The organism is Paenibacillus sp. VTT E-133280 (assembly GCF_002264385.1).
Taxonomy (GTDB): domain Bacteria; phylum Bacillota; class Bacilli; order Paenibacillales; family Paenibacillaceae; genus Paenibacillus_AQ; species Paenibacillus_AQ nitricinens.
Window position 1 is genome coordinate 35,070 of the sequence record NZ_NFUX01000041.1, and the last position, 22,441, is coordinate 57,510.

The window sequence follows — 22,441 nt, forward strand, 5'->3', positions numbered from 1 at the left end:
CACTATTTTCTTATCCTGTCGTCTGTATTAATTAAGGGTTTACCCTTTATAAGCAGCCTCATATTCAGAAATCACCTTACTGCCTCCGGATTTCTTCCACTTCTCAATCTCAGCCTTATACTCCTCCACATTGATTTTGCCAAGAATATATTTATAAGTAGCATCTGTCACAATCTTCTGCAGTTCAGAACCTTGGGTTGAGAACGTCTCCGACTCCAGCGAGTAAGCAGGATTCAGTACAGCATAATCGGCATTCTCCTTGATCAGCTTCTCGGCTTCTACTTTGAGCGGATCAGCATCATGAATAGTGAATCCCAACTCTAAAGGACGGGAGCCTGCAAATGGCTGAACCTCCTGTTTCCACAGATTTGTATCTTTAATGGTAACGGCCTGATCCGCATCGATGGTGTAATGAACATCCTGAATTCCATAGGTCATCAAAGCGTAGACCTCTTCATTCATGAGATCATTAATAAATTTCAATATCCTTCTAAGCTCATTTTCATCCTTGACCTCGGATTTTGGGAAAGACAGCAGTCCACCGATTCCGTTGTTAGCGGACCAAATTGCACGATCTGCTTCATTGCCTGTGGAGGTGATATTGTTAACCATGACCAAATCCATATTATCCTGAATGCCTTTAGCCAAATTCAACAGGTTCTTGCTATCAAACAGAGCTCCAACATAAATTCCGGCCTTCCCCTGTGCAAAATTCTGCTGCTGATCTGTTTTAGCTGTCACAGCGAAATCCTGATTAATATAGCCGCCATCATAGAGTGCTTTCATATAATCCATGGTTTTAATATAGGAATCTGTGTCAAATTCAGGTGTCATTTTCCCTGTGTCGTCTACACTCCATATATTTGGTGTTCCAAAGTAGGAACCCAAGGTCTTGAAGGCTCCATAAATAAGATCGCTACGATCCATAAACCCTGTAGTATCCTTCTTGCCATTTCCGTCAGGATCCTTCTCGGTAAACGCTTTCGCAATTCCCATCAATTCATCGGTTGTTTTTGGCACCTGCAATCCCAGCTTATCCAGCCAATCCTTACGAATGACCACACCATTTCTCGCCAACGGCTTTTGGAAGGGAACTCCATACAATTTACCGCCAATGGAGGCCGAGGTACGAGTGTCTTGTGAAATCTTTGCCAGATTCGGGAACTCATCCAGATAAGGACTTACTTCCCAGAACATCCCCGCCTTTAAAGCGTTACGTACCGAGGAATTATCAAGGATAGTCAGGGTAACGATATCCGCCAAGGAATTGGAGGCTAGCGATGTATTAATCCGTTCTTCTTTGGAAGCATCGGGTATCCATGAGAATTCAATCTCTGTATTCGTAGCTTCTTCTATTTTGTCCAGAACAGTATTTGTAGGTGGAGTCGGAGTCTGCAGGATGTTCAGCCAGCTAATCTTTGCTTTAGACTCTAAAACATCAGCTGGTGTCGCTGTCGTCTTAGCCGCTGAATTCGTTCCCCCATTTGAAGAATTTGACTCCTTCGCGTTATTGCCTCCTCCGCATGCAGTGAGTAACAGCCCGCTACACAGCATTAAGGCTGCAAGTTTCTTGTAATTGCGATTCATCAACATTACCCCTTTTTTAAATGTATTTGTTGTTTTATCTTCCACCTCTGCCTAAAAGACAGAAGCATGAATTAGAGTCCTGTACAAGTTAGTAAACACCATCTTCTCCGATTTTCTTAGCCAACTTGTTCGATAGAATCACGAGGACCAAGCCAACCACACCTTTAAATAAACCTACGGTGGTACTGAAACTCAACTGGCCGTTCTTTAGGCCCGCGGTATAAATGTAGGTATCAAAAATCTCTCCAACCTCGCGGTTCAATGAATTAATCAGTAAGTACATATGTTCAAAGCCTAGATCCAGCGTATGACCAATCTTCAAAATAAGTAAGGTGATAATAATGGGTCGAATCGCTGGCAAGGTGATATGCCATGTTTTGCGCAATCTGCTTGCTCCATCCATTTCAGCTGCTTCATATAACTGGGTATCTACTACAGTAATGGCTGCCAGATAAATAATCGTCGACCAGCCAATCTCTTTCCAGATGATCTGTCCAATGTACACAGTACGCAGCCACTCTGGAGAAGTCAGGAAGCTGATTTTTTGCATCCCGAGCGCGGCCATCATTTCATTCAGCACCCCTCCATCCACGTTCATAAATACATAGGAAATGGAGACGATGATCACCCATGACATGAAATGGGGGATATAAATAATCGTTTGAATGGTGTTTTTGAACAGCTTGTGCTGAACCTCATTGAGCATCAACGCCAGTATAATCGGGAGCGGAAAAAAGATAACAATGTTTAAGGCAAATAAGATTAACGTATTACTCAATAGCATAAAGAAGGTTGGTTCGGTAAACAATCGGACGAAATGCTTAAGCCCAACCCAGGGGCTATCTGCTATGCCCAGAAACGGCTGATAATCCTGAAAGGCAATAATAAGACCGCCCATAGGCAGGTACTTAAAAATAACAAAATATAGAAACCCCGGCAGTATCATCAGATACAATAATTTGTTTCTTTTTAAACTCAGCCAGCTATGCCCTGTTCGCTTTTTCCTCACTGGTTTGACTTTCATGTTCAGCATGGTGACGTTTGCCTCTTTCACCTGATCGGCCTCCTTGATCGCGTTTCCTTACGATTCTCAGATTACGATCATTCGTCTATTACGTATATAATCTTCAGATACTGATACTACGAAATCCGCGTGGTTATAGGCTTTTTCGTTCCTCCACCTCTTATAGTGATTACTACAATACATAAGGATCATCTGCAATTCCGCACGCTTTTCATGCCCAGAACAAAGCCCAAGCTAATGATTATATACGGAATAACAGACCCCTGATAAAGTTTCATTGAAACGATTACAAGGAGGATAACTGCATGACGCAACCATCTTTTAAAAAATTAACTTTGGGCAGCCGGCTGTTTACAATTGTAAATACCACACTACTTTCGCTCATTGCCCTCATCTGTCTTTTACCCTTTGTCAATGTGTTTGCCAGCTCTTTTGCTTCAACGCAGGAAGTGGTAGAGAAGAGGTTTATCCTGTTCCCAACAACCTTCTCTCTGGATGCTTACCGTTATATACTGTCAACGCCCACGATTTTTAAAGGGTTAGGTGTATCCATCGGTGTAACCTTAGCAGGGACTGTTGTAAGTATGATTCTTACTGCTTTAATGGCCTATGGGTTATCTAGAAAGTATCTATATGGAAGAGATTTTATCAATTTTGTAGTCGTGTTCTCCATGCTGTTCAGCGGGGGGATGATTCCCACTTTTCTCGTGGTCAAATATTTCGGGCTCATCGACTCCTACTGGTCCATGATTATGCCGGTTGCGATCAATGCCTTTAACCTGATCATTATGCGCAACTTCTTTCAGGCTCTGCCGGAAGGACTCGAGGAATCCGCCAAGATTGACGGATCCAATGATTTTGGTGTTCTGTTCAAAATCATGCTTCCACTAGCGCTGCCCTCTATCGCGACGCTCTCCCTATTCTACGGTGTAGCTTACTGGAACACTTATATGAGTGCAGTTTTATATATGACAGATTCTACGAAATGGCCAATTCAAGTGCTTCTGCGTCAGATCGTAATCGTCTCTAGTGGTATGCAGGGTGATAATGCTTCGGTCGATATTCTCCCGCCTGCACAAACTATCAAAATGGCGGTAATCGTAGTCGCTACCGTTCCAATGTTGATTGCTTATCCTTTTGTACAGAAGCATTTCACAAAAGGAGCTTTGCTCGGTTCTGTTAAAGGCTAAGCTTCCATAAGATGCGAAACAGCCAGCTCCCATAATCTGGAGGCTGGCTGTTTTTGTGATTTAATCAATTACTTGTCCTGTTTCAGGTTGCGGTAAGCGCCAGGGGTTACATGTTCTTTTTTACGGAAGGATCGAATAAAGTTCTGAGAATTATGGTATTGCAATCGTTCGGCGATCTCTTTAATGGTCATATCGGTCTCCACCAGCCACTTTTTAGCCATTTCTAATCGATAGTTCATCACGTACTCGCTAAACGTCATGCCGTATTCCTTTTTGAAAATACTGCTTAAATAGTTAGGACTATAATGAAGGCGATCTCCGATTAATTCCAGGGACAGATCCTGATCGAACTCAGAACGGACAATCACTGCAATTTTATCAGACAAGAGGCGGAACTGACGGTCGGTCTTCTCCTTTACGCTTGAGACCATCGGATGGATAACTTCCTTCACCAGGATACGTTCAATTTCTTCCGGGTTACGGATGTCTAATAATCGGTGGTACAACGTATAATTATCCTCCGTCAACAGAACCTCAACACCTAGCAGCTGCTCTAGCTGTATCAGATTGTTTACGAAACGAATTAATGTGACTTCGAAATTCAGAGGATTCTTGCTATGCTTCATCATTTCTCCCAGCAGTGGGTACAGAGAACGTGAGACTTGTTCTTCATCCCCAATCCGAATCGCATCAAATAGCTGTGACTCTAACTCAGACGGATAATAAAGGAGAACAGGGCCTGAGATCACTCTCGATATATCCTCGTAGAAAATAATTGACTCTTTCCCCAGATTTAACCGATGATGTAGCGCCTGCTTACTCATCTCACAAGCTTCCTTGCTTAATAATAAATCATCGTAGAAATTGCTAATTCCGACGCTGACAGATAGTTTTAAGACCTCTCTAGCTGTTCGAATTATCGTCTTAGCATATTCTAATACTTGCCTCCTGTTCTCCTGTTCATTCGTTCCCTCAAAGATCAAAATGGTCGCTTGCGTGCGGTCGTTTAACAGAATAGGGATCATCCGATCCTCCTGCGGAATCCTTTCTTCTACCAGCTTGTTAACCGCAACAAGTAAAAGATCTTTATCAATCGCCTGACGTTCACCATAGTTATCCAGTTGAATCAATAAGGTGGCGTACACAGAATCCTCTGACAGCTTATGACCGAAGCGTTGCATACCCTGCTTGAGCTCCTCAGGCGATATCCGGTTACGGAATAAATTGAGAATAAACTGGGTTTCCAGCTGAGGCATTTCAGATTCAATGAGACCCTCAAGACTTTCCTTCTCCGATAAAATCGTATCGATAGAGCTGATAATCCAATCCACCTCATTTTTAGGCTCCAGCTGAGAGTTGACTGGCAAAATACGTTGAATCTGCCGGAAGGGCTTGGTGAAATACAATGAGATCACGTAAGCGATGATCACGATCAACAGTGTGATTAGTAGTACCATCATTACAATCCCGTATCTTGTTGTCTTTAAGGCATCGGAGATTTCACGTTGATCCAACAAGGTTACATAAACCCAATTATTGTAGGGAGATTTAGCGTAAATCGCCTTCATCAATTGGTGGTCGGCCCTCTCCAGAGCAATCGCTCCATTAGTACCTCCGCTGCCAGCAACATACGTGATATGTCCTAATTGCCTACTTGATAGTAAGGATTTCCCCGTTTCGGACTCATATAAAAGCTCTCCCTCCCGGTTAAGAATATATACCGGGGTGTTTCCTTCCGTTTGAAGCGTGTTATGTAAGGTTTGAAGTGAGATATCAGATAAGGCAATCGCCTGTTTGGTTTGTGAAAATACTGGCAAGGTATTTACAAACCGGATGCCTTTATCCGTCTTAATCCAGAATAATCCCCGGCTTCGATTATCGATATAGCTCTCATACAGAGTATTACGTTCTTCTTTCGATAAATGCGAGAGCTTACCATTGGAGATTTGCCAATTCTGCTCCAGACTAATTAAAGAATAGTCTACGAAATCCATTCCCATCGTAGCAATATAATTAAGCTGAGAGTTAATATCCCGGTACGCCTCAAAATCCTGCTCCGTAATTGGATTCTGAACGACTTCCCTAAAAGAACTAGTCGTACTGTAAGTATTAAAAGCGTATTCGATTGTTTGAATTTTCTGTTCTAAGGTGTTTTTAATTTGTGTAATTAAACTTTGCTTGCCGTCTGCCACTCTTTCAATCACTGAATTTATAGTCGTTAGATAAATATAGCTGCCGAAGCTAATGACTAGGCCAATACCCAGCACCAGAATAGGTACAAAAATCTTATAGAATATTCTGCCTCTTTTCATCGGTAGACTCCTTAAGAATGTAATTATTTTCAATTATAGCGCTTTCATTAGACCAAACCAAATGTTTTTGATGCGATTATTAGTACCCTATATATTTCAGAGGATAATGTAACAATGAAAACGGTAAAAATCGCTTCATCAAGTCCTCTTGAAACTCAAGAAAATTATGTACATAAAAGAAAAGCCTGACCATGAATGGCCAGGCTAAAAATCAGTATTTCACGCAGTGATGTTATATTTCAAACTCTTCTGTTGAATTTGAAAGACCACCATTTTGTACACCACTATTATTGGCTACAGCAAGAACATACACCTTATATTTGACACCTTTAACAATTGAATCTCCATTAACATCCCTTGTCGCAGTGAATGTTGAACGATTCGTCCCGTTAGGGATTACCGACGAATAATAAGAGGAATTCACCGCAAGAGCATCCGCCGTACCAAACCCTTGTTTAGACGGAACCACCAATACTCGGTATTCCGAAATATTGCTCTCATTGGTGGATTTGTCGAAACTGATCAGGATTCTACCGCTACCTATTTCTTCTTTATACGTCACATTGGTTACAGAGACCACTGGAGTCTTGTTTGCCAACAAAGTAATCGTCGAAGACTCCAAGGACAATGCATTGGAACCTGAATAATTATTACTACCCACAGTTAACACATACACTTTATAACTCACTCCAGCCTTTATCACGTCACCACGAACATCTCTGGCGGAGGAATCTAATATTTGACTGGTGCTGTTGCCTGATGTACTTACCGAAGTGTAGTTAGAACTGGATACATTATTAGCTTCGGATAGGCTAAAGCTGCTGTAATATGACGTAGGCACCACCATAATTCGGTATTGATTAATGTACGTTTCATCTGTGGCATGGCTAAACGACACCTTCAAATCTCTGCCATCGCCATAGTCATTTACATCGCTGACACTCAAATTTGTAACGGCTTTTACGCTAGAATCATTCAACAAAGTAATGACCGATGAAGCGGAAGAGAGCGCATTCGAATCCCAATAAATCCCGCTTCCAATGGATAACACATACACTCTATAGCTAGTTCCATTCTTAATCGAAGCTCCAAGAACATCTCTAGTTGACGAATTCAATACTTGACTGGTAGATGACCCAGATGTACTCACCGATGTATAGTTGCTACTTGATACATTATTCGCTTCAGCTAAACTAAAGCTACTATAATAGGATGTGGGTACTACCATAATCCGATACTGGCTAATATAGGTTTCGTCCGTCGGATGGGTGAAGGACACTCTCAGATCTCGTCCATCACCATAGTCGTTAACGTCACTAACACTCAAGTTTGAGACGATACTCACACTAGAATCATTCAACAACGTAATGACCGATGAAGGTGACGAAAGCACATTGCCAGTATTACTGCTTCCAATAGATAAAATATATACTTTATAGTTGACTCCATTCTTTATCAAAGCTCCACGTACATCTCTGGTTGATGAAGTCAATACTTGATTGGTTGTAGTACCTGTTGTACTCACTGCTGTATAGTAGGCACTGGATATATTATTAGCTTCAGCTAAACTAAAGCTACTGTAATATGACGTTGGAACTACCAGAATACGATACTGGCTAATATAGGTTTCGTCCGTCGCATGAGTAAATGATACCCTCAAATCTCGGCCATCATTATAGTTGTTAACGTCGCTAACATTTAAGTTAGAAACCCCTATGTTGGACAGTGTAATTGCTGAGGAAACAGATGACAACACATGATTAGCTGCATTACTGCTATCCATCGCCATGACAAACACTCTGTAGCTGACACCAGTTTTGATAAGAGCTCCGTCCACATCTCTGGCTCCTGAAGATAAGATTTGCGTGATATTATTACCTGTCTTGCTGACAAGCGTGTAATTCGCACTGGACACATTATTTGCTGCAGCTAAATTAAAATTCGAATAATTAGTAGCTTTGACAACAAATATCCGATAAGAACTTATCTTCGACTCATCTGACAGTTTATTGAAGCTGACGGATAAATCTCTTCCATCCCCATAATCACTTGTATCATTTACTTGTACATTATTTATTGCCGCTACAGTCTTATTCACTAGTGTCATAGTGGAGGATCCAATAGAAAGTGTACTGGCATTACTTCCTTTGCCAACCGTCAAGACATAAGCTACATACGCTTGATTACTCTTAATTGAATCACCATCAACAGACCTTGAAGCAGAAGTCAATTTAATCGAAGGATTAGTTCCTGTTGGTAATACGGTAGAATAATTGTAAGAGGCTATCGTTTGTGCGGACGACAGATTGAGAATATTGCCTGATTTCACAATCAGTACACGGTAATGATCCACTAGTGACTCATTCGCCGCTCGAGTGAAGCTAACCTGAAGATCACGACCATCACCAAAATCACTCACATCCTGCGCTACTACATTGGATACTGGCCCTGCATTTCCAACGTTCGAGGTTGAAGTTGTTATGGTTACAACTTGTGTCTTGGGGTTCCATCCCACTTCATGGCCTAGTGCTTCACTAACAAACCTTGTTGGAACCATCGTTCTCCCCTTCAGATTCAAACCAGGCACGTCTAGCGTTACAGCCTTATTGTTAATGGTGGCTGTCTTTGAGCCAATCTTTAACATAATCGTTGTATTATCTTTCGTTGCGGTTACAGTTTGTGCTTTTTGATCCCACTTGATGGTGGCATTAAAAGCTTCAAAGATAGCCCGCAGTGGCACCATCGTCCGCCCATTCACCATAACCGGTGCTTGATCTGTTGACAATCGAACCCCGTCAATAATAATACTGATCGGGGTAGCAGCCTTCACAGAGGATTGAAACATCATCGGTAAGACTACTAAAACTACTAATACTGAAATCCATAACTTCTTCACAGATCCACCCTCCTGGAATGACGAATACAATTTTTACCTACTCCTTTGACGCTGCTACCTAGATAAAAGTTTCATGATTTACTGGTTACAATATTTTAATCTAGACTCAGCTCCATTAATCGATCACAAACCCTCTTGGAAAAAGAAAAAGGAGAGCGCGGAATGCGCCCTCCCTTCGATTATTCGTTCGTATTTTTCACAATATTCTTCTTCGGAATTCCGTCCAATCCATACTCCCAATCATACGCATCAAAGATTTTCCTAGCGACAGGTGCGGCGCTATTTGATCCGAACCCACCCTCAGGAATGACTACAGCCACAGCAAGTTTTGGATTGTCACGTGGTGCAAAGGCTATAAACACTCCGTTATCCCGGTTAATTTTTTTACTATCCGTTTGTTGTGAAGTCCCTGTTTTGCGGGCAAAATCATATGGGAAATCGCCGAAGGCACTTTTAACGTCACTGTTCATCCCTTTCTTGATTTCCCGCCAATAGGATGGATCGAAATGGGTCACTTCATCAAGCACTTCCCGTTTGAACGCTTTGATAACCTTCCCATCTGAATCAGTGATTTTGCTTACCAGCTGCGGTTTAATTCGTTGCCCTTCATTGGCTAAAGTAGCCGCATATTGGGCTAACTGAAGAACTGTATAACGCCCCTGCTGTCCAAAAGAAGCATACACAAGCGCAGATTGAACAGATCCAGCTTTCGCTTCAGCCTTATAATTCAGATCGCCCAAGTATTCCCTAGGTAAACCTATACCTGTTGAAACACCAAGACCAAATTCCTTCATATAGGTGTCCCATACATCGATACCTTTAGACTTGTACTTGTCATACAATTTTTTCCCAATCATATCAACCATATATACGTTTGAGGATTTTTCAATTGCCTTGTAAGGATACAAAGAGTGGTATACATGATTCGATGAATTCCTTACAAAGGTCTCATGTCCCTCTCTACCAAATGAGGTGATTCCTTTATCTTGGTAAGTAGAAGATGTATTGATAAAGCCCTCTTTTAATCCAATCAGTACACTCAATGGTTTTATGGTCGAGCCGAGCAGCACCGTGGATTCGAAATTATGCCCCGATCTTCCTGATGAAAAGGGAGTGATCGTTCCGTTTTGATAATGTTTTTCGATTTGTTCATACTTCTCCGGTAAGATCGAACCCGTAGCCCAATCATTCGTATCATAGTCAGGCATACTCGCCATCGTAATAATATTACCTGTATCGACTTCCATGGCTACAGCGTAACCTGTTAAAGCATCAGGATGTGTTTCCCCCTGTACGGTGTGCGAGTGCAACCACTGAATCTGCTCTTTAATGGCCTCTTCGGTCTTCAGCTGAATTTTTTTATTTATCGTAGTCCAGATATTACTCCCTTTAACCGGAGGTTCAACACTGACGATTTTTTCCGCCATATTCTGCGGATCTACCGAAACTTCCTTATAACCATTCTGTCCTCGAAGCTCCTTCTGGTATTGCAGCTCCAAGCCATCAAAGCCTACTAGCTCATCCTCTTTATAGTTAAGACCAGGGTCCTGATTAGTTTTCATCGCCTGAAGTACATCCTTATAAAGATCTAAACTAGTAGAGGATTTAAAAAATTTCACATAACCAACCGCTTGTACAGCCACCGTATCGGTATCATAATGCCTAGAGCTTTCCTCTAACACCTCAAGATTGGGATATTCGTTTTTGTGCTCCAAAAAATAAGCAATTTCTTTCTTGGATAAACCTGATTTAATTCTTCGTGCCATATATCCAGATGATTTTTTAGAATATAAATCCATAACCTCAAGGATCTCTTTTGCTGTAATTTTTTTCTCATTAGGATCACCATAGGTTTCGAAGGCAGCTGCTAACTTGCTAGCCAGTGTGTTTGATTTATGATTTGCCTCGGCAGTTAATGTAGTTTTTTGGGTCGTTTTATCTGTTTTTGTGGCAGTATATTCTTTTTGCAAAGTGAGATATAAAGATTGAACGGGTGTAGAATAGGCCAATTTCTCACCTTCAGCTGCGAGGATATTCCCTCTCATTGCTGATAATGGAACTATTTTCATATCCCTATTAGCCTCGGCTTCAGTAAACTTAGATCCTTCGACAAATTGCAAGACTGCAAGACGAAGGATAATCACACAAAAAATAATAAAAGTGCTAAAGAAAAAAATATTGATTCTTAATTCACTAGAGTTATTTGTAGCTTTACTGTCGTCTTTTATACCTTTTCTGTCGAAGAGTCTCACATAATCCCACTCCCTATTTCCAAAATTCTACAATATAGGTTCTAAGTATAAACTAGCAAACTGAAATATACAAAATTAAGAATAATAGTTAAATAATTGTTCACAATCGATAATATCCAATTAAAAAAAACAGCAATCCTCAATATGCGAGAATCGCTGTTTTTTTTGTAGACGTTGGGTAGCCTGCACCTATGAATTGTCATCATTTGCTGAGGTTTAAGGACTCAAATGACGTTATTTGCAAGTTTTTAGCCTTTGGAGCTTGAATTCGACCTCCAGCGACGTTATTCCTTAGTAAGAGGGGCAAACTGAATAATTTTTATGCCAATAGCGGCTATGCAGTCATTTCCCACTTCAGATACGGAATAAAGCTGATTTAGGGGTGGCTGTGTCCGATAGCGCAACTGCGTATGTGTAAGCTCCTCATCGAATGAAACGAAGTTTAAGGCGATCTAGATCGAGGAAGCCCTAATGAATTAGGGGATGCCCCAATGACCATTGTTACGGCTTTTGGAACACCCCCTATTTTATCTTATAGTAAAATCTATACTTTTCTAACCTGAGACCGATACATCAAGAACAAGAAATACGGGGCTCCGATCAACATTATAATAAGACCCGATGGGATTTCTTTTGGTGCCATAATGGTTCTTCCCAGCGTATCCGCAATCACGAGCATTATTCCGCCAAGTAATCCTGACAGAACAATGGATCGTCTCGTGTGATGTCCAATCATCATCCGTACTGCATGCGGCGCCATGAGCCCGAGGAATCCTATGGTTCCTACACTTGCAACGGCTCCCGCTGCAAGCATCACACCGATAATCATCGCCCACAGCCGAGTTCCTCGAACGGGTAGTCCTAAACCTGTTGAACTCTCATCGCCAAATGCTAGCAAATCGAATTTACGCCCCAAATAATATGCCAATGGAATGAGTACAATCAGGAAAATAAACAAGCTATTAAATTGATTCCAGCTTCGTCCGTAAGTCGAACCCGTTAACCAAATTAAAGAGCTGCTGCTCCATAAACTGCCCTTGACGATCATAACCTGTATTCCCGCAGAGGCGATCGCTGATACCGCGATCCCAAGCAGAATCAGGACAGAAGGATTCAAGTCTCTACGCCAGGCCATAAAAAACACAAAAGCCGCTGCCAGTGCACCACCTGCAATTGCTGCAATAGGGACCGCTAATACCGTCAATGCCGGAAAAGCGATCATCACGGTTAGCGCTCCTAGTCCAGCACCCGAAGTCACACCAATAATGGACGCGTCGGCCAGCGGATTTCGGACAGCGCTTTGAATCAAGACACCACTAATGGCAAGCGCAATACCGCCTCCAGCCGCAACGAGTGTACGTGGAAGTCGTAAATTCAGCAGGACGGAATAAGATCCATCACCGCTATGGACAAGACTGCTTAGCAGATCGCTAATTGGTATTTTGGTTCCTCCAAGTGACAAACTCACAAGGATAACAACAATGAGCAGTATGCTCATGAATATCACCGCCGGAACAAAGCGCATCCGAAGCGCTGTCCCTCCTATATTCATAGATGACTGACCAGCACCTGAACCCGATATATTTTTCATCTTGGTCAGCACCAGCCAAATAAGCCACGGCGCGCCAATAATCGCCATTACTGCACCAACCGGCATTTCACCCACACTGCTGCGCACTACCCGCGCGAGCGTATCCGCTGCCGTAATGAGCAGGGCTCCCCACAGCGCACTTGCAGGAATGAGCAGGTGATGCTTTCGAATACCGCTAAGCCGAACCAGATGTGGAGCCACCAGACCAACAAATCCGATCGGACCAACCACGCTGACCACGACCGCAGCCAACAATACCGATAAGCCTAGACCTAATCCCCGTGCCAACCCAACACGTTGCCCAAGTGAACGGGCTGTGGACTCATCGAGCTCTAAAGCATCAAATTGTCTGCCTCCGAGCACAGCGGCTATAAGCAGTGTAATTACAAAAGGCCAGGCATACTTCACACCGTCCCAATCTAGTTGAATCAGTGATCCTGAACCCCATAAGAATAAATTTTGCGTTTCGTTCTTGTTAAAAATATGTAGGGCGGATGTAAATGCTCCGAGAACCATAGACACGATCATACCTGACAAAGCCAATCTGACAGGTGTAGCCGCTTTACCTCCACTCAGCAAATAAGCAGCTAAAGCTGCAAACAATCCCCCTGCAACTGCCAGCAAGAATGGGAATTGATGCTGCAAAGCCGGGAAAGTAACCATACCAAGAACAACCATAAAATAAGCACCGGCATTAATCCCCAATGTATCTGAGGAAGCGAGCGGATTCTTCGTTATCGTCTGCAGTAAGGCTCCAGCCGCTGCCAGAGCGGCACCAGCCAGAAGGCCAATCACCGTACGCGGCATCCGAATATCCCAGAGCAGATTATGTTCCATCACATCCTGGCGGTTCAGCAATCCCTCCAACACCGTAGCTGCCGGGATTTTGGCTTCTCCAAAGCCTAGACTAAGAATGGATAGAACAAAGAGGGCGGCAAGGCCGCCCCCAAATATTCCAATGATTCGCCAGGTCATTCCACTTGAGGCCTCTTTGCTACTCTTCCCGTTCATAAATGCACTCATTTCGTTAATGTATTTACAACTTCATCCACGATAACTTTAGAGGAGATCGGGCCGCCGAACACCCAAGTAGTACTGCTCAATCCGAAAGTACGATTCTCTTTTACAAAGTTAAGTCCGTTCCAAACGGAATTATCCTTCAGTTCTTTCGTGAAAATATTATCATCCTTCTGAACGATATACATCAGGTTAGTATCCTGAACAGCTGGCAACGCTTCAACAGTTGAGGTACTGAATCCGTAAGCTTCGAATTTCTCCGGTTTCCAGTCGTTCTTCAGACCAATCCGATCCAATGTTTGTACCGCAAGTGAGTTATCTGTAAACAGACGCAACGTTGCTGCATTTTGATAGCTGTAAGCTTGGGTCAGTACATAGTTCAAGCCTTCTTTCCCTACTTCAGCCAGCTTTGCCTTTGCATCCGCATAGTGTGTATCCAAATCAGCAAGAACCTTATCGGCTTCTGCAGTTTTGCCTACTGCCGCTGCAATCGTTTTGAAGGTTTCTTCCATCAAAGTGTACTGATCGCCTTCTCCTTCATTCGGATACAGACCGAAAATCAGTGTTGGCGCAATACCTTTTAGTTGATCATAAATTCCTTCGTGCCCACCCGTATTGGCAATAATCAGATCAGGCTTTAATGAAGCAATCGTCTCCAGATCTGGCTCATCACGGGAACCAACATCAGTCACATTTGCATCAAGTGGTGCTTCAGAAGTCACATACAGCTTATAGTTCTCGTTATCGGCATTACCTACTGGCTGCATTCCTAGCGCAATAATATCCTCCGTAAAGGTCCATTCTAATACCACAACCTTTTGCGCAGGTTTGTCCAGCGTAATCTCACCTTTAGAATCTTTTAGTACAATAGGTCCGCCTGTAGATTCAGTGCTCGTTTTATCAGAGACCGTATTGTCAGCTGCTCCTGTATTGGATACCGCATTGTTCTTTGAATTATTTCCACAGCCTGCTACCACTAATATGACAGCTATAATCATAAATAAACTGATTAACCTTTTGTGCATTTTCTTTATCCCCCTGTATTTTAACGATCGAAGTTGATTCTATGATAATTGTTATCAATCTATTGATAATGATTATCATAGAAAATCATACTAGTTATCTTATACGTGTTTTTAGCGAAAGTCAAAGTTAAAATTTAATATACAGCGCCTTGCCCCTAAAAAAAAGAAGTCCTAACAAATCAAGGCCTCCTTGATTTGTTAGGACTCTCCCTACTCCATGATCTGATTGGTGATTCTTTCAACGTGAATGGTGAGATACAGCATTTCATCATTTGTTAATTCACGGTTGTAGGTTTTGTAGATATAGATTTTAATTTTCTCAACACTTGCAAAAGCTTCCTTATATTGCTCCTTCACCAAATTAAATAAGCCATTCTCATTATCAGGCGGTGGAGTACCATTAATGAGGCGTTGCGCGAAAAATTTCAAATGAGTAATAAAGCGGTAATAGGCAAGGGATTCTTCATCATATTCTAGCCTGAAATGATGCTTCACGATATTTAAGATGTCGTTCATAATCTTCATAATATTTACCATATTGGGCATTTCTTCGTTTAATTCAGCATTTACCAGATGGAGAGCAATATGTCCTGCCTCATCCTCAGGTAGCCTAACACCGAACTTGGAATGAATAATTTGCAGCGCAGCCTTCCCAACCTCGTATTCTTCCTTGTAGAACCTTTTAATTTCCCAAAGCATAGCGTTTTTAATCTTCAGCCCTTTTGAGAAGCGCTCCAAGGCAAAACTGATATGATCGGTCAGACTGACATAAATACTATCGTCCAGCATTTTACCGAGTTGTAGCTTGGCAAAGTTGATGATCTCTTCTGATAACTCCATATGCTCAATTGGAATCTCGGAAAGCAGCGTTTTTAGCTTATCTGAAAGCTTTTGATTGTTTAAAGTAAATATCTTTTCAATTTTCTCTTCCGCTAAGAAGTCTCCTCGCTTTTTCTTAAAGGCAAGTCCTCTCCCCATGATTACCAATTCAACATTGTGATCATCTATGACAGTAACAACATTGTTGTTCAACACTTTCTCAATCCGCATATTACAGCTCCTTGCAATCCTTTCCATTTTGCGTAGCTAGTCTGTTGTTATAATGTTCGACAAAAGATCAAACTACAACAGTCATCAAATCCACACCCGGTGTGATAGCCGTTTTCTTGGTACCAATCACATCACTATAATTAGCAGTATTGGTAATAATGATTGGTGTTGTACATTGATAACCTTCATTTTTTATTTGTTCAAGATCAAATTCAATCAAGAGTTCACCCTGTTTGACGGTTGCTCCCTCTTCAACTTTCACATCAAAATATTTACCTTTTAATTTCACAGTTTCTATACCGATATGGATCAGGACTTCAACACCATCATCCGATACTACGGCAATACAATGACCTGTTCTAAAAATGGTAGAAACCACCCCACTAACCGGTGAGTAGAGCTTACCTTCGGTAGGTTCGATGGCCATACCCTTACCCATTGCTTCAGAGGCAAAAGCTGCATCATCAACGGAGGCTAAAGGAATTACGTTACCAGCTAGAGGGCTGACAACGGTTGAACTCTGCACAGCGTGAGGGAGAATAACCTCGCTCTTGTCAGTATTCGTCTTTTCTGCGACATCATTCACTTTTTCTTCTACAGCATTCACTTTCTTTTTATCTTCATAACCAAACATCATTGTAATCACCATTGCCAAAATAATCGTCACACCAGCGATGATCGCTTGAACTGCTAACGGAGAAAATGCCGGAAGACTTAATACACTCACAAAAGCGAAGACTTCCATCTTCACTTTGAAAAGACCACTAAGTGCGCCACCTATACCGCCAGCAATGGTTACATATATAAAGGTCCGTTTGTAACGGGTCAACAATCCGTAAATAATAGGTTCAGTTACACCTGAGAGCGCTCCTGGTAAAAATGTACTAGCAGCCAATGTTTTCAACTGCTTATCTCTTGTTTTCAGGAAGATCCCCAAGGCTACACCAAGTTGTGCAAAGATAGCCATGCCTGCCATTGCATAGATCGGATCTCCACCCTTAGCAATGTTCTCAAGAATAATCGGTACAAGCCCCCAGTGCAATCCGAGCACGGTCAAATACGTCCAAGAGATCCCTACTATTGCCCCCGTAACGATACCGCTCTTTGTACTGAGGAACAAAATAGCATCTCCAATTAAGTTCCCTACATTCACGCCAAAGGGTCCGAAAGCCAACAGGGTTAAAGGCACAATCACAATAAAACATATCATAGGAACCAAGAACATCTGCAAATCCTTGTGTATAAACTTTCTTAGTTGCTTATCCAGTAAAGCGTATATACAGATGGCGATAAAAATCGGAAATACGCTTGAGGAATAGTCTGACATGACTAAAGGAATTCCTAAAAAATGTGGAGATTCAACACTCGCTAATCCCGTAATGTTAGGTTCAAGCAAGGCTGCACCGATACTACCACCCACATAAGCATTTACACCCAGTCTCATCGATAATGTAATACCTAAGAAAATTGGCAGAAAATAGAACACAGCATTACTAGCACCAGCCAATACTTTATAAGTCTCACCGTCTGCCGCTAAAACATTTAACGAAGTCAATACGGTTAACAGCGCTTTCAACATACCCGCACCTGCTAAGGCACCAATCAGTGGTGAAAAACTTCTAGAAATCACATCAAAAATCAGAGTCCCTAGCGGTTTCTTTACCTTTTTCTCACCAGAGTCACTACTAGGGGATATGGATTTAGCAATCTCTTTATAAACATCAGCTACATGGGTACCCACTATAACCTGGAATTGTCCCCCTTTGCTGACCACTCCAATAATCCCTTTCATTTTCTCCAGATTTTCTTTATCCACTTTTTGTTCGTCGTTAAGTGTGAATCTTAGTCGAGTGGCACAGTGGATCACGTTATTAATATTTTTCTCCCCACCGACAGATTGAATAATGTCTTTACCTAGCTGCTCATAACTCATTTTCGTACACCCCTTCGGTAACAGATCAGATCAATTAATCACGGAACACAGTGAACGAAAAAAAACCTAAATCACATCCATGCACGAGAGAGAAATCTCCCGTAAACATAAATGAAACTTAGGTTTTGCCTGCTATGCAGTAGCAATCCTGATATCCGATTAATTTATTACTTACAAATTAACATGTCCCATTAGCCATGTCAACGATAACCATAATTTGCATAATAAAAAGTCCTGATCATCAAGAGGATCTTGACGATCAGGACTTTCGCTATTACAACAGGCTCTGCCCGTTAGATTCAATCACTTCTTTGTACCAATGGAAGGACTTCTTGCGGAATCTTTCCAGCGTACCTGAACCATCATCATGACGGTCCACATAAATGAAGCCATAACGTTTCTTCAGCTCGGCGCTTGTTGCACTGACCAAGTCGATGCAGCCCCAGCTTGTATACCCCATAACTTCCACGCCGTCGGCAATCGCTTCCGCCACCTGTACCAGATGATCTCGTAAATAATTGATCCGGTAGTCGTCGTTTATCACCTTTTCACCGCTTCCATCTACAACGAGCTGATCCACGGCACCCAGACCATTTTCCACAACAAAGAGTGGCTTCTGGTATCGGTCATAGAACATATTCATCACATAACGTAAGCCCTGCGGATCGATTTGCCATCCCCAATCACTCGCTTCCAGATACGGATTTGGCACCCCGCCTAACAGGTTCCCTTCCCCTCTGATCTGTTTCTCTGGATCAGCCGTTTCACAAGTGCTCATATAGTAACTGAACGATATGAAATCCACGGTATGCTTGAGAATTTCTTCGTCCCCTGGCTCAAAATGAATGTGAATTCCGTTTTCTTTGAAGTAACGCTTCATGTATCCCGGGTAATATCCTCTAGCATGAACATCTGCAAAGAACATATTTTTATGATCACTTTGCATCGCTCGGTTCAAATCATCCGGATGAGGAGTGAGTGGATAAATCGGCATACTTAGCACCATACATCCTATTTTAAAATCAGGATTGATCTCATGGCCGATCTTCACAGCCAAAGCGCTTGCTACGAACTCATGATGAATCGCCTGATACAAATCCTGCTTGCTCAATTGTTCCAATGGCGTGTTGATCCCACCGCTCATAAATGGGAACTCTAGAATGGAATTGATCTCGTTAAAGGTCAGCCAATATTTAACCTTGTCCTTGTAACGATTAAAGATCGTTCGCACATAACGCTCGTAAAAATCTACCATTTTGCGGTTAACCCATCCATCGTATTCTCGTGCCAGATGCAGCGGAGTCTCATAATGGGAAATCGTTACTAACGGCTCGATACCGTATTTATGACACTCGTCGAATAGATCATCATAGAACTGCAGGCCTTTTTCATTCGGCTCCAGCTCGTCCCCTTTCGGGAAAATTCGGGACCAGGCAATAGATGTCCGAAATACTTTAAAGCCCATTTCTGCGAACAGCTTAATATCTTCTTTATAGCGGTGATAGAAGTCGATACCTATGAGCTTCATGTTATCGTCGGTAGGAACCTCTGTAGGAGCAGATTTAATTCCGTGTGGCATAACATCTTGGGTAGACCAGCCTTTTCCATCTTCCTGGTATGCCCCTTCAAGCTGGTTAGCAGCTACAGCACCGCCCCATAAGAATCCTTCTGGAAATTGTAAGTTCATGTTTCTTCCCGCCTTTGCTATTGTGATAGTATAGGATTACTGCTCTAATCCGAATCCTAACTCTTGGAACGCGTTACATGTCAAGCATTAATCATGCAAAGGAGAGAAGTCGATGTCTACTCTTGACGAAATTGCTAAGCTATCAGGCTTTTCTAAAGCTACGGTATCCCGAGTTCTGAACGATTCCCCACATGTCAGCAAGGAGACAAGAGAGAAAATTCTCGCCATCATGAAGGAGACGGACTATGTTCCCAATCGGAATGCTATTTCTTTATCGAAAGGCCAAACTCAGCAAATCGGCATGATTACCTTAGACCTAAATGAGCTTATTCTGTGCTTTATGAACAGCTTCGTCGAAATTTCCGGCCATTACGGGTATCAGACGATTATTTATACCACTGGCGGAGATAAGCAAAAAGAGCTTCAAGCGTTCGAAGATCTTAAACAAAAAAGAGTCGACGCCCTGCTTATTTTGACCGCTGTTAACGATAAACATGTCATAACTTCCTACTGCAAATACGGACCGATCGTGTCATGGCAGCGCATGGACCATCCTGAAATCCCTTCCGTTGCCATGAACCAATATGATGGATATGCACTTGCTCTGGAGCATTTGATAGAACGAGGGTATAAACGTATCGCCAATGCTTTTGGCCGTCCTAGCAGCATTAATACTCAGAGCCGAAGATTAGCCTACGAACAAATCATGTCCAAATATAATCTTCCCGTCCTCGAGAAATGGTATTACACCACTATTTATGGAATTCAAGACGGAGAGCAATTAGTGAAGACATTCATGGGACAACCAGAACCGCCGGATGCCATTCTATGCGCCAATGATTTGGTGGCGGTAGGTGTTCTCAGCGAAGCTCGCAGGCAGAAGCTAGATGTGCCAAGGGACCTCGCCATCGTTGGTTTTGACAATTCAAAGCTGTCGAAGACGCTCGGAATAACCACTATTCAGAATCCGATTGCGGGACAGGCAGAGAATGCTTTTCTTTTGCTGGCTCCTGCATTGCTTGGACTGGACATGGAGCTGCAGCCACTGTCGTTTCAACTGATTGAACGGGAGACAACCTAACTAAGTCTGCCCAATCTCAGAATGCAATGAAATCTTAAGCTAAGAATTGGAGTGAAACCATGATTAAGATCCTTGTTGTGGAAGACGATAAGCATGTCAGAAAGCTGATGAACGCTGTCCTGAAACGGGAAGGTTATGAAGTGTTAACAGCCGAGAATGGCATTCAGGCATTGGAAGTTCTTGAAGTCCAGCACATTGATCTGATTATCCTCGATATCATGATGCCTGGAATGGATGGTTACGAATTCGCCGAAGAGCTAAGGAATGCCAACAACATGATCCCGATCCTCATGGCAACGGCCAAACAGCTTCCAGAAGATAAGAAAAAAGGATTCCGTCACGGAACTGATGATTATATGACCAAGCCTGTAGATATAGAGGAAATGCTGTTGAGAATACAAGCCCTTCTGCGCCGCTCGCAGATTGTAAGCGCCCGGAAGCTTATTGTTGGTAAAGTCATTCTTGATTTCGATGCGTTAACAGTAATTCGAGACAATGAAAAACAGACACTTCCTCAGAAGGAGTTCCATCTCCTCTATAAGCTTCTATCCTATCCAGAGCGCATTTTCACTCGAATCCAATTGATGGACGAAATCTGGGGGATGGACAGCGAAACTACAGACACTACGGTAAATGTGCATATCAACCGCTTGCGGAAACGGTTTGAGAACTATCCGGAGTTCGAACTTGTGTCCGTCCGCGGTCTCGGATACAAGGCGGTGAGAACATGATTAAAAAGCTAAGCAACAAAATCAGCCTGCCGATCTACTTCTCGCTTGCTGTATTTATTATTTTCCTTATTACAGTGCTAATCACCGGAATCCTAACCTATCTGTCCTTAGTCTTCGGCCTGCTGGATGAACGGATTCTCCAGGACAAAAAAATCCTAACCTTGATTATATTGATTGCCTGCACCATTATCGGTACCGTCACATCGGTAATTACCAGTCGCAGGATGCTGAAATCAATCCGCACATTTATTGATGCGATCGACCAGTTGGCCGGAGGGGACTTCTCTATGCGGCTGCAGCTCAAGCACCCTCCAGAATTCAAAATTCTCTCCGAGAATATTAACCGGATGGCTGAGGAACTAGGTGGTATTGAAATTCTGCGTACAGACTTTGTAAACAATTTCTCCCATGAATTCCGTACTCCGATTGTGTCGATTAAAGGGTTCGCTGAAATCCTGAAGGATGATGAGCTGAGCAAGGATGAACGAAATGAATACCTAGATATTGTTATCGAGGAATCTACCCGTTTGGCCGCTCTGGCCTCCAATGTCCTGAACCTCTCCAAAGTAGAGGCACAGGCGATATTAAGCGACCGGCAGCCCTTCAATGTTGGAGAACAAATTCGCCAATGCGTCCTGCTGCAGCATACTAACCTTACGAAAAAACATATATCCTTTAAAGCCAACGTGCAGGACTATATGGTACCCGGAAATAAAGAGATGCTGAACCAGGTCTGGCTGAATTTATTGGACAATGCGATTAAATTTACTCCAGAGCACGGCGAAATCGAAGTGACCATGAGGCGGTTGAAAGATCAGGTCGAAATTACATTCCGTGATAATGGAGTAGGCATCAGTCCAAGTGCACTTCCAAAAGTCTTTGACAAGTTCTATCAGCAAGATACCTCTCACTCTTCTGCCGGCAATGGCCTGGGGCTTACGATAGTCCGAAAAATCATTGAACTGCACGGCGGAACCGTCACCTGCGACAGTGTTCCGCTGCAGGGAACAACCTTTACGATGCTACTCCCTGCCTCATCTAAGCCTTGATAGAACCGTTGGGTTC

The 22,441-nt window shown here is 42.6% G+C and carries 14 protein-coding genes; 4 read left to right on the forward strand and 10 right to left on the reverse strand.

Translation table 11 applies throughout. The features are described 5' to 3' along the window. Positions 1–39: 39 nt before the first annotated feature. Both CA600_RS17875 and CA600_RS17880 read right to left on the reverse strand, forming a co-directional pair. Positions 40–1,587, reverse strand: a complete 1,548-nt coding sequence (locus CA600_RS17875) for an extracellular solute-binding protein (RefSeq protein ID WP_094871826.1) — start codon at positions 1,585–1,587, stop codon at positions 40–42. A gap of 88 nt (positions 1,588–1,675) precedes the next feature. Continuing rightward, the gene (locus CA600_RS17880) at positions 1,676–2,611 is read right to left on the reverse strand and encodes an ABC transporter permease (RefSeq protein WP_373455834.1); all 936 of its coding nucleotides are present in this window, start codon (positions 2,609–2,611) and stop codon (positions 1,676–1,678) included. Between the two features lie 305 nt (positions 2,612–2,916). Here CA600_RS17880 and CA600_RS17885 point away from each other — a divergent pair, with 305 nt between their 5' ends. Further along, entirely contained in the window at positions 2,917–3,801 is an 885-nt protein-coding gene (locus CA600_RS17885; protein ID WP_094871828.1) for a carbohydrate ABC transporter permease, read from the forward strand. A 68-nt stretch (positions 3,802–3,869) separates the two neighbouring features. On the opposite strand, the gene CA600_RS17890 is transcribed toward CA600_RS17885, so the two are convergent. The 8 genes from CA600_RS17890 to CA600_RS17925 form a co-directional block, all read right to left on the reverse strand. Further along, positions 3,870–6,113 carry a helix-turn-helix domain-containing protein gene (locus tag CA600_RS17890; RefSeq protein WP_094871830.1) on the reverse strand — a complete coding sequence of 748 codons (2,244 nt, stop codon included), beginning with the start codon at positions 6,111–6,113 and terminating at the stop codon, positions 3,870–3,872. Between the two features lie 232 nt (positions 6,114–6,345). Further along, a complete protein-coding gene (locus CA600_RS17895) occupies positions 6,346–9,009 on the reverse strand; it encodes a copper amine oxidase N-terminal domain-containing protein (protein ID WP_094871831.1) in 2,664 nt (887 codons plus the stop codon). Between the two features lie 179 nt (positions 9,010–9,188). Next, positions 9,189–11,261, reverse strand: a complete 2,073-nt coding sequence (locus CA600_RS17900; RefSeq protein ID WP_094871833.1) for a peptidoglycan D,D-transpeptidase FtsI family protein — start codon at positions 11,259–11,261, stop codon at positions 9,189–9,191. Positions 11,262–11,805: 544 nt separating this feature from the next. Further along, a complete protein-coding gene (locus CA600_RS17905) occupies positions 11,806–13,863 on the reverse strand; it encodes an iron ABC transporter permease (protein WP_094871856.1) in 2,058 nt (685 codons plus the stop codon). A gap of 8 nt (positions 13,864–13,871) precedes the next feature. Continuing rightward, on the reverse strand, positions 13,872–14,894 hold the full coding sequence (locus tag CA600_RS17910; protein ID WP_094871834.1) for an ABC transporter substrate-binding protein: 1,023 nt from the start codon (positions 14,892–14,894) through the stop codon (positions 13,872–13,874). A 210-nt stretch (positions 14,895–15,104) separates the two neighbouring features. Then, positions 15,105–15,944 (reverse strand): BglG family transcription antiterminator LicT, encoded by an 840-nt coding sequence (licT, locus tag CA600_RS17915; RefSeq protein ID WP_094871836.1) that lies wholly within the window; start codon positions 15,942–15,944, stop codon positions 15,105–15,107. 67 nt (positions 15,945–16,011) lie between these two features. Beyond that, on the reverse strand, positions 16,012–17,877 hold the full coding sequence (locus CA600_RS17920; RefSeq protein ID WP_094871837.1) for a beta-glucoside-specific PTS transporter subunit IIABC: 1,866 nt from the start codon (positions 17,875–17,877) through the stop codon (positions 16,012–16,014). A gap of 274 nt (positions 17,878–18,151) precedes the next feature. Next, positions 18,152–19,564, reverse strand: a complete 1,413-nt coding sequence (locus CA600_RS17925; protein WP_094871839.1) for a glycoside hydrolase family 1 protein — start codon at positions 19,562–19,564, stop codon at positions 18,152–18,154. Between the two features lie 112 nt (positions 19,565–19,676). Between CA600_RS17925 and CA600_RS17930 the strand changes: the two genes are divergently transcribed. From CA600_RS17930 to CA600_RS17940, 3 genes are read left to right on the forward strand one after another with little or no spacing between them, the layout of a single operon-like run. After that, on the forward strand, positions 19,677–20,645 hold the full coding sequence (locus CA600_RS17930; RefSeq protein ID WP_094871841.1) for a LacI family DNA-binding transcriptional regulator: 969 nt from the start codon (positions 19,677–19,679) through the stop codon (positions 20,643–20,645). 59 nt (positions 20,646–20,704) lie between these two features. Further along, positions 20,705–21,376: a response regulator transcription factor gene (locus tag CA600_RS17935; RefSeq protein WP_094871842.1), complete on the forward strand. Its 672-nt coding sequence runs from the start codon at positions 20,705–20,707 to the stop codon at positions 21,374–21,376. After that, positions 21,373–22,425, forward strand: a complete 1,053-nt coding sequence (locus tag CA600_RS17940) for a HAMP domain-containing sensor histidine kinase (RefSeq protein ID WP_218832786.1) — start codon at positions 21,373–21,375, stop codon at positions 22,423–22,425. Before CA600_RS17935 ends, CA600_RS17940 begins: the two co-directional genes overlap by 4 nt. Positions 22,426–22,441: the final 16 nt, after the last annotated feature.

Excerpts from the sequence above, each read along its gene's own strand:
- CA600_RS17875 (WP_094871826.1), bottom strand. The coding sequence starts at position 1,587 with ATGAATCGCAATTACAAGAAACTTGCAGCCTTAATGCTGTGTAGCGGG.
- CA600_RS17880 (WP_373455834.1), bottom strand. The coding sequence starts at position 2,611 with ATGAAAGTCAAACCAGTGAGGAAAAAGCGAACAGGGCATAGCTGGCTG.
- CA600_RS17885 (WP_094871828.1), top strand. The coding sequence starts at position 2,917 with ATGACGCAACCATCTTTTAAAAAATTAACTTTGGGCAGCCGGCTGTTT.
- CA600_RS17890 (WP_094871830.1), bottom strand. The coding sequence starts at position 6,113 with ATGAAAAGAGGCAGAATATTCTATAAGATTTTTGTACCTATTCTGGTG.
- CA600_RS17905 (WP_094871856.1), bottom strand. The coding sequence starts at position 13,863 with ATGAACGGGAAGAGTAGCAAAGAGGCCTCAAGTGGAATGACCTGGCGA.
- CA600_RS17910 (WP_094871834.1), bottom strand. The coding sequence starts at position 14,894 with ATGCACAAAAGGTTAATCAGTTTATTTATGATTATAGCTGTCATATTA.
- licT (WP_094871836.1), bottom strand. The coding sequence starts at position 15,944 with ATGCGGATTGAGAAAGTGTTGAACAACAATGTTGTTACTGTCATAGAT.
- CA600_RS17920 (WP_094871837.1), bottom strand. The coding sequence starts at position 17,877 with ATGAGTTATGAGCAGCTAGGTAAAGACATTATTCAATCTGTCGGTGGG.
- CA600_RS17925 (WP_094871839.1), bottom strand. The coding sequence starts at position 19,564 with ATGAACTTACAATTTCCAGAAGGATTCTTATGGGGCGGTGCTGTAGCT.
- CA600_RS17930 (WP_094871841.1), top strand. The coding sequence starts at position 19,677 with ATGTCTACTCTTGACGAAATTGCTAAGCTATCAGGCTTTTCTAAAGCT.
- CA600_RS17935 (WP_094871842.1), top strand. The coding sequence starts at position 20,705 with ATGATTAAGATCCTTGTTGTGGAAGACGATAAGCATGTCAGAAAGCTG.
- CA600_RS17940 (WP_218832786.1), top strand. The coding sequence starts at position 21,373 with ATGATTAAAAAGCTAAGCAACAAAATCAGCCTGCCGATCTACTTCTCG.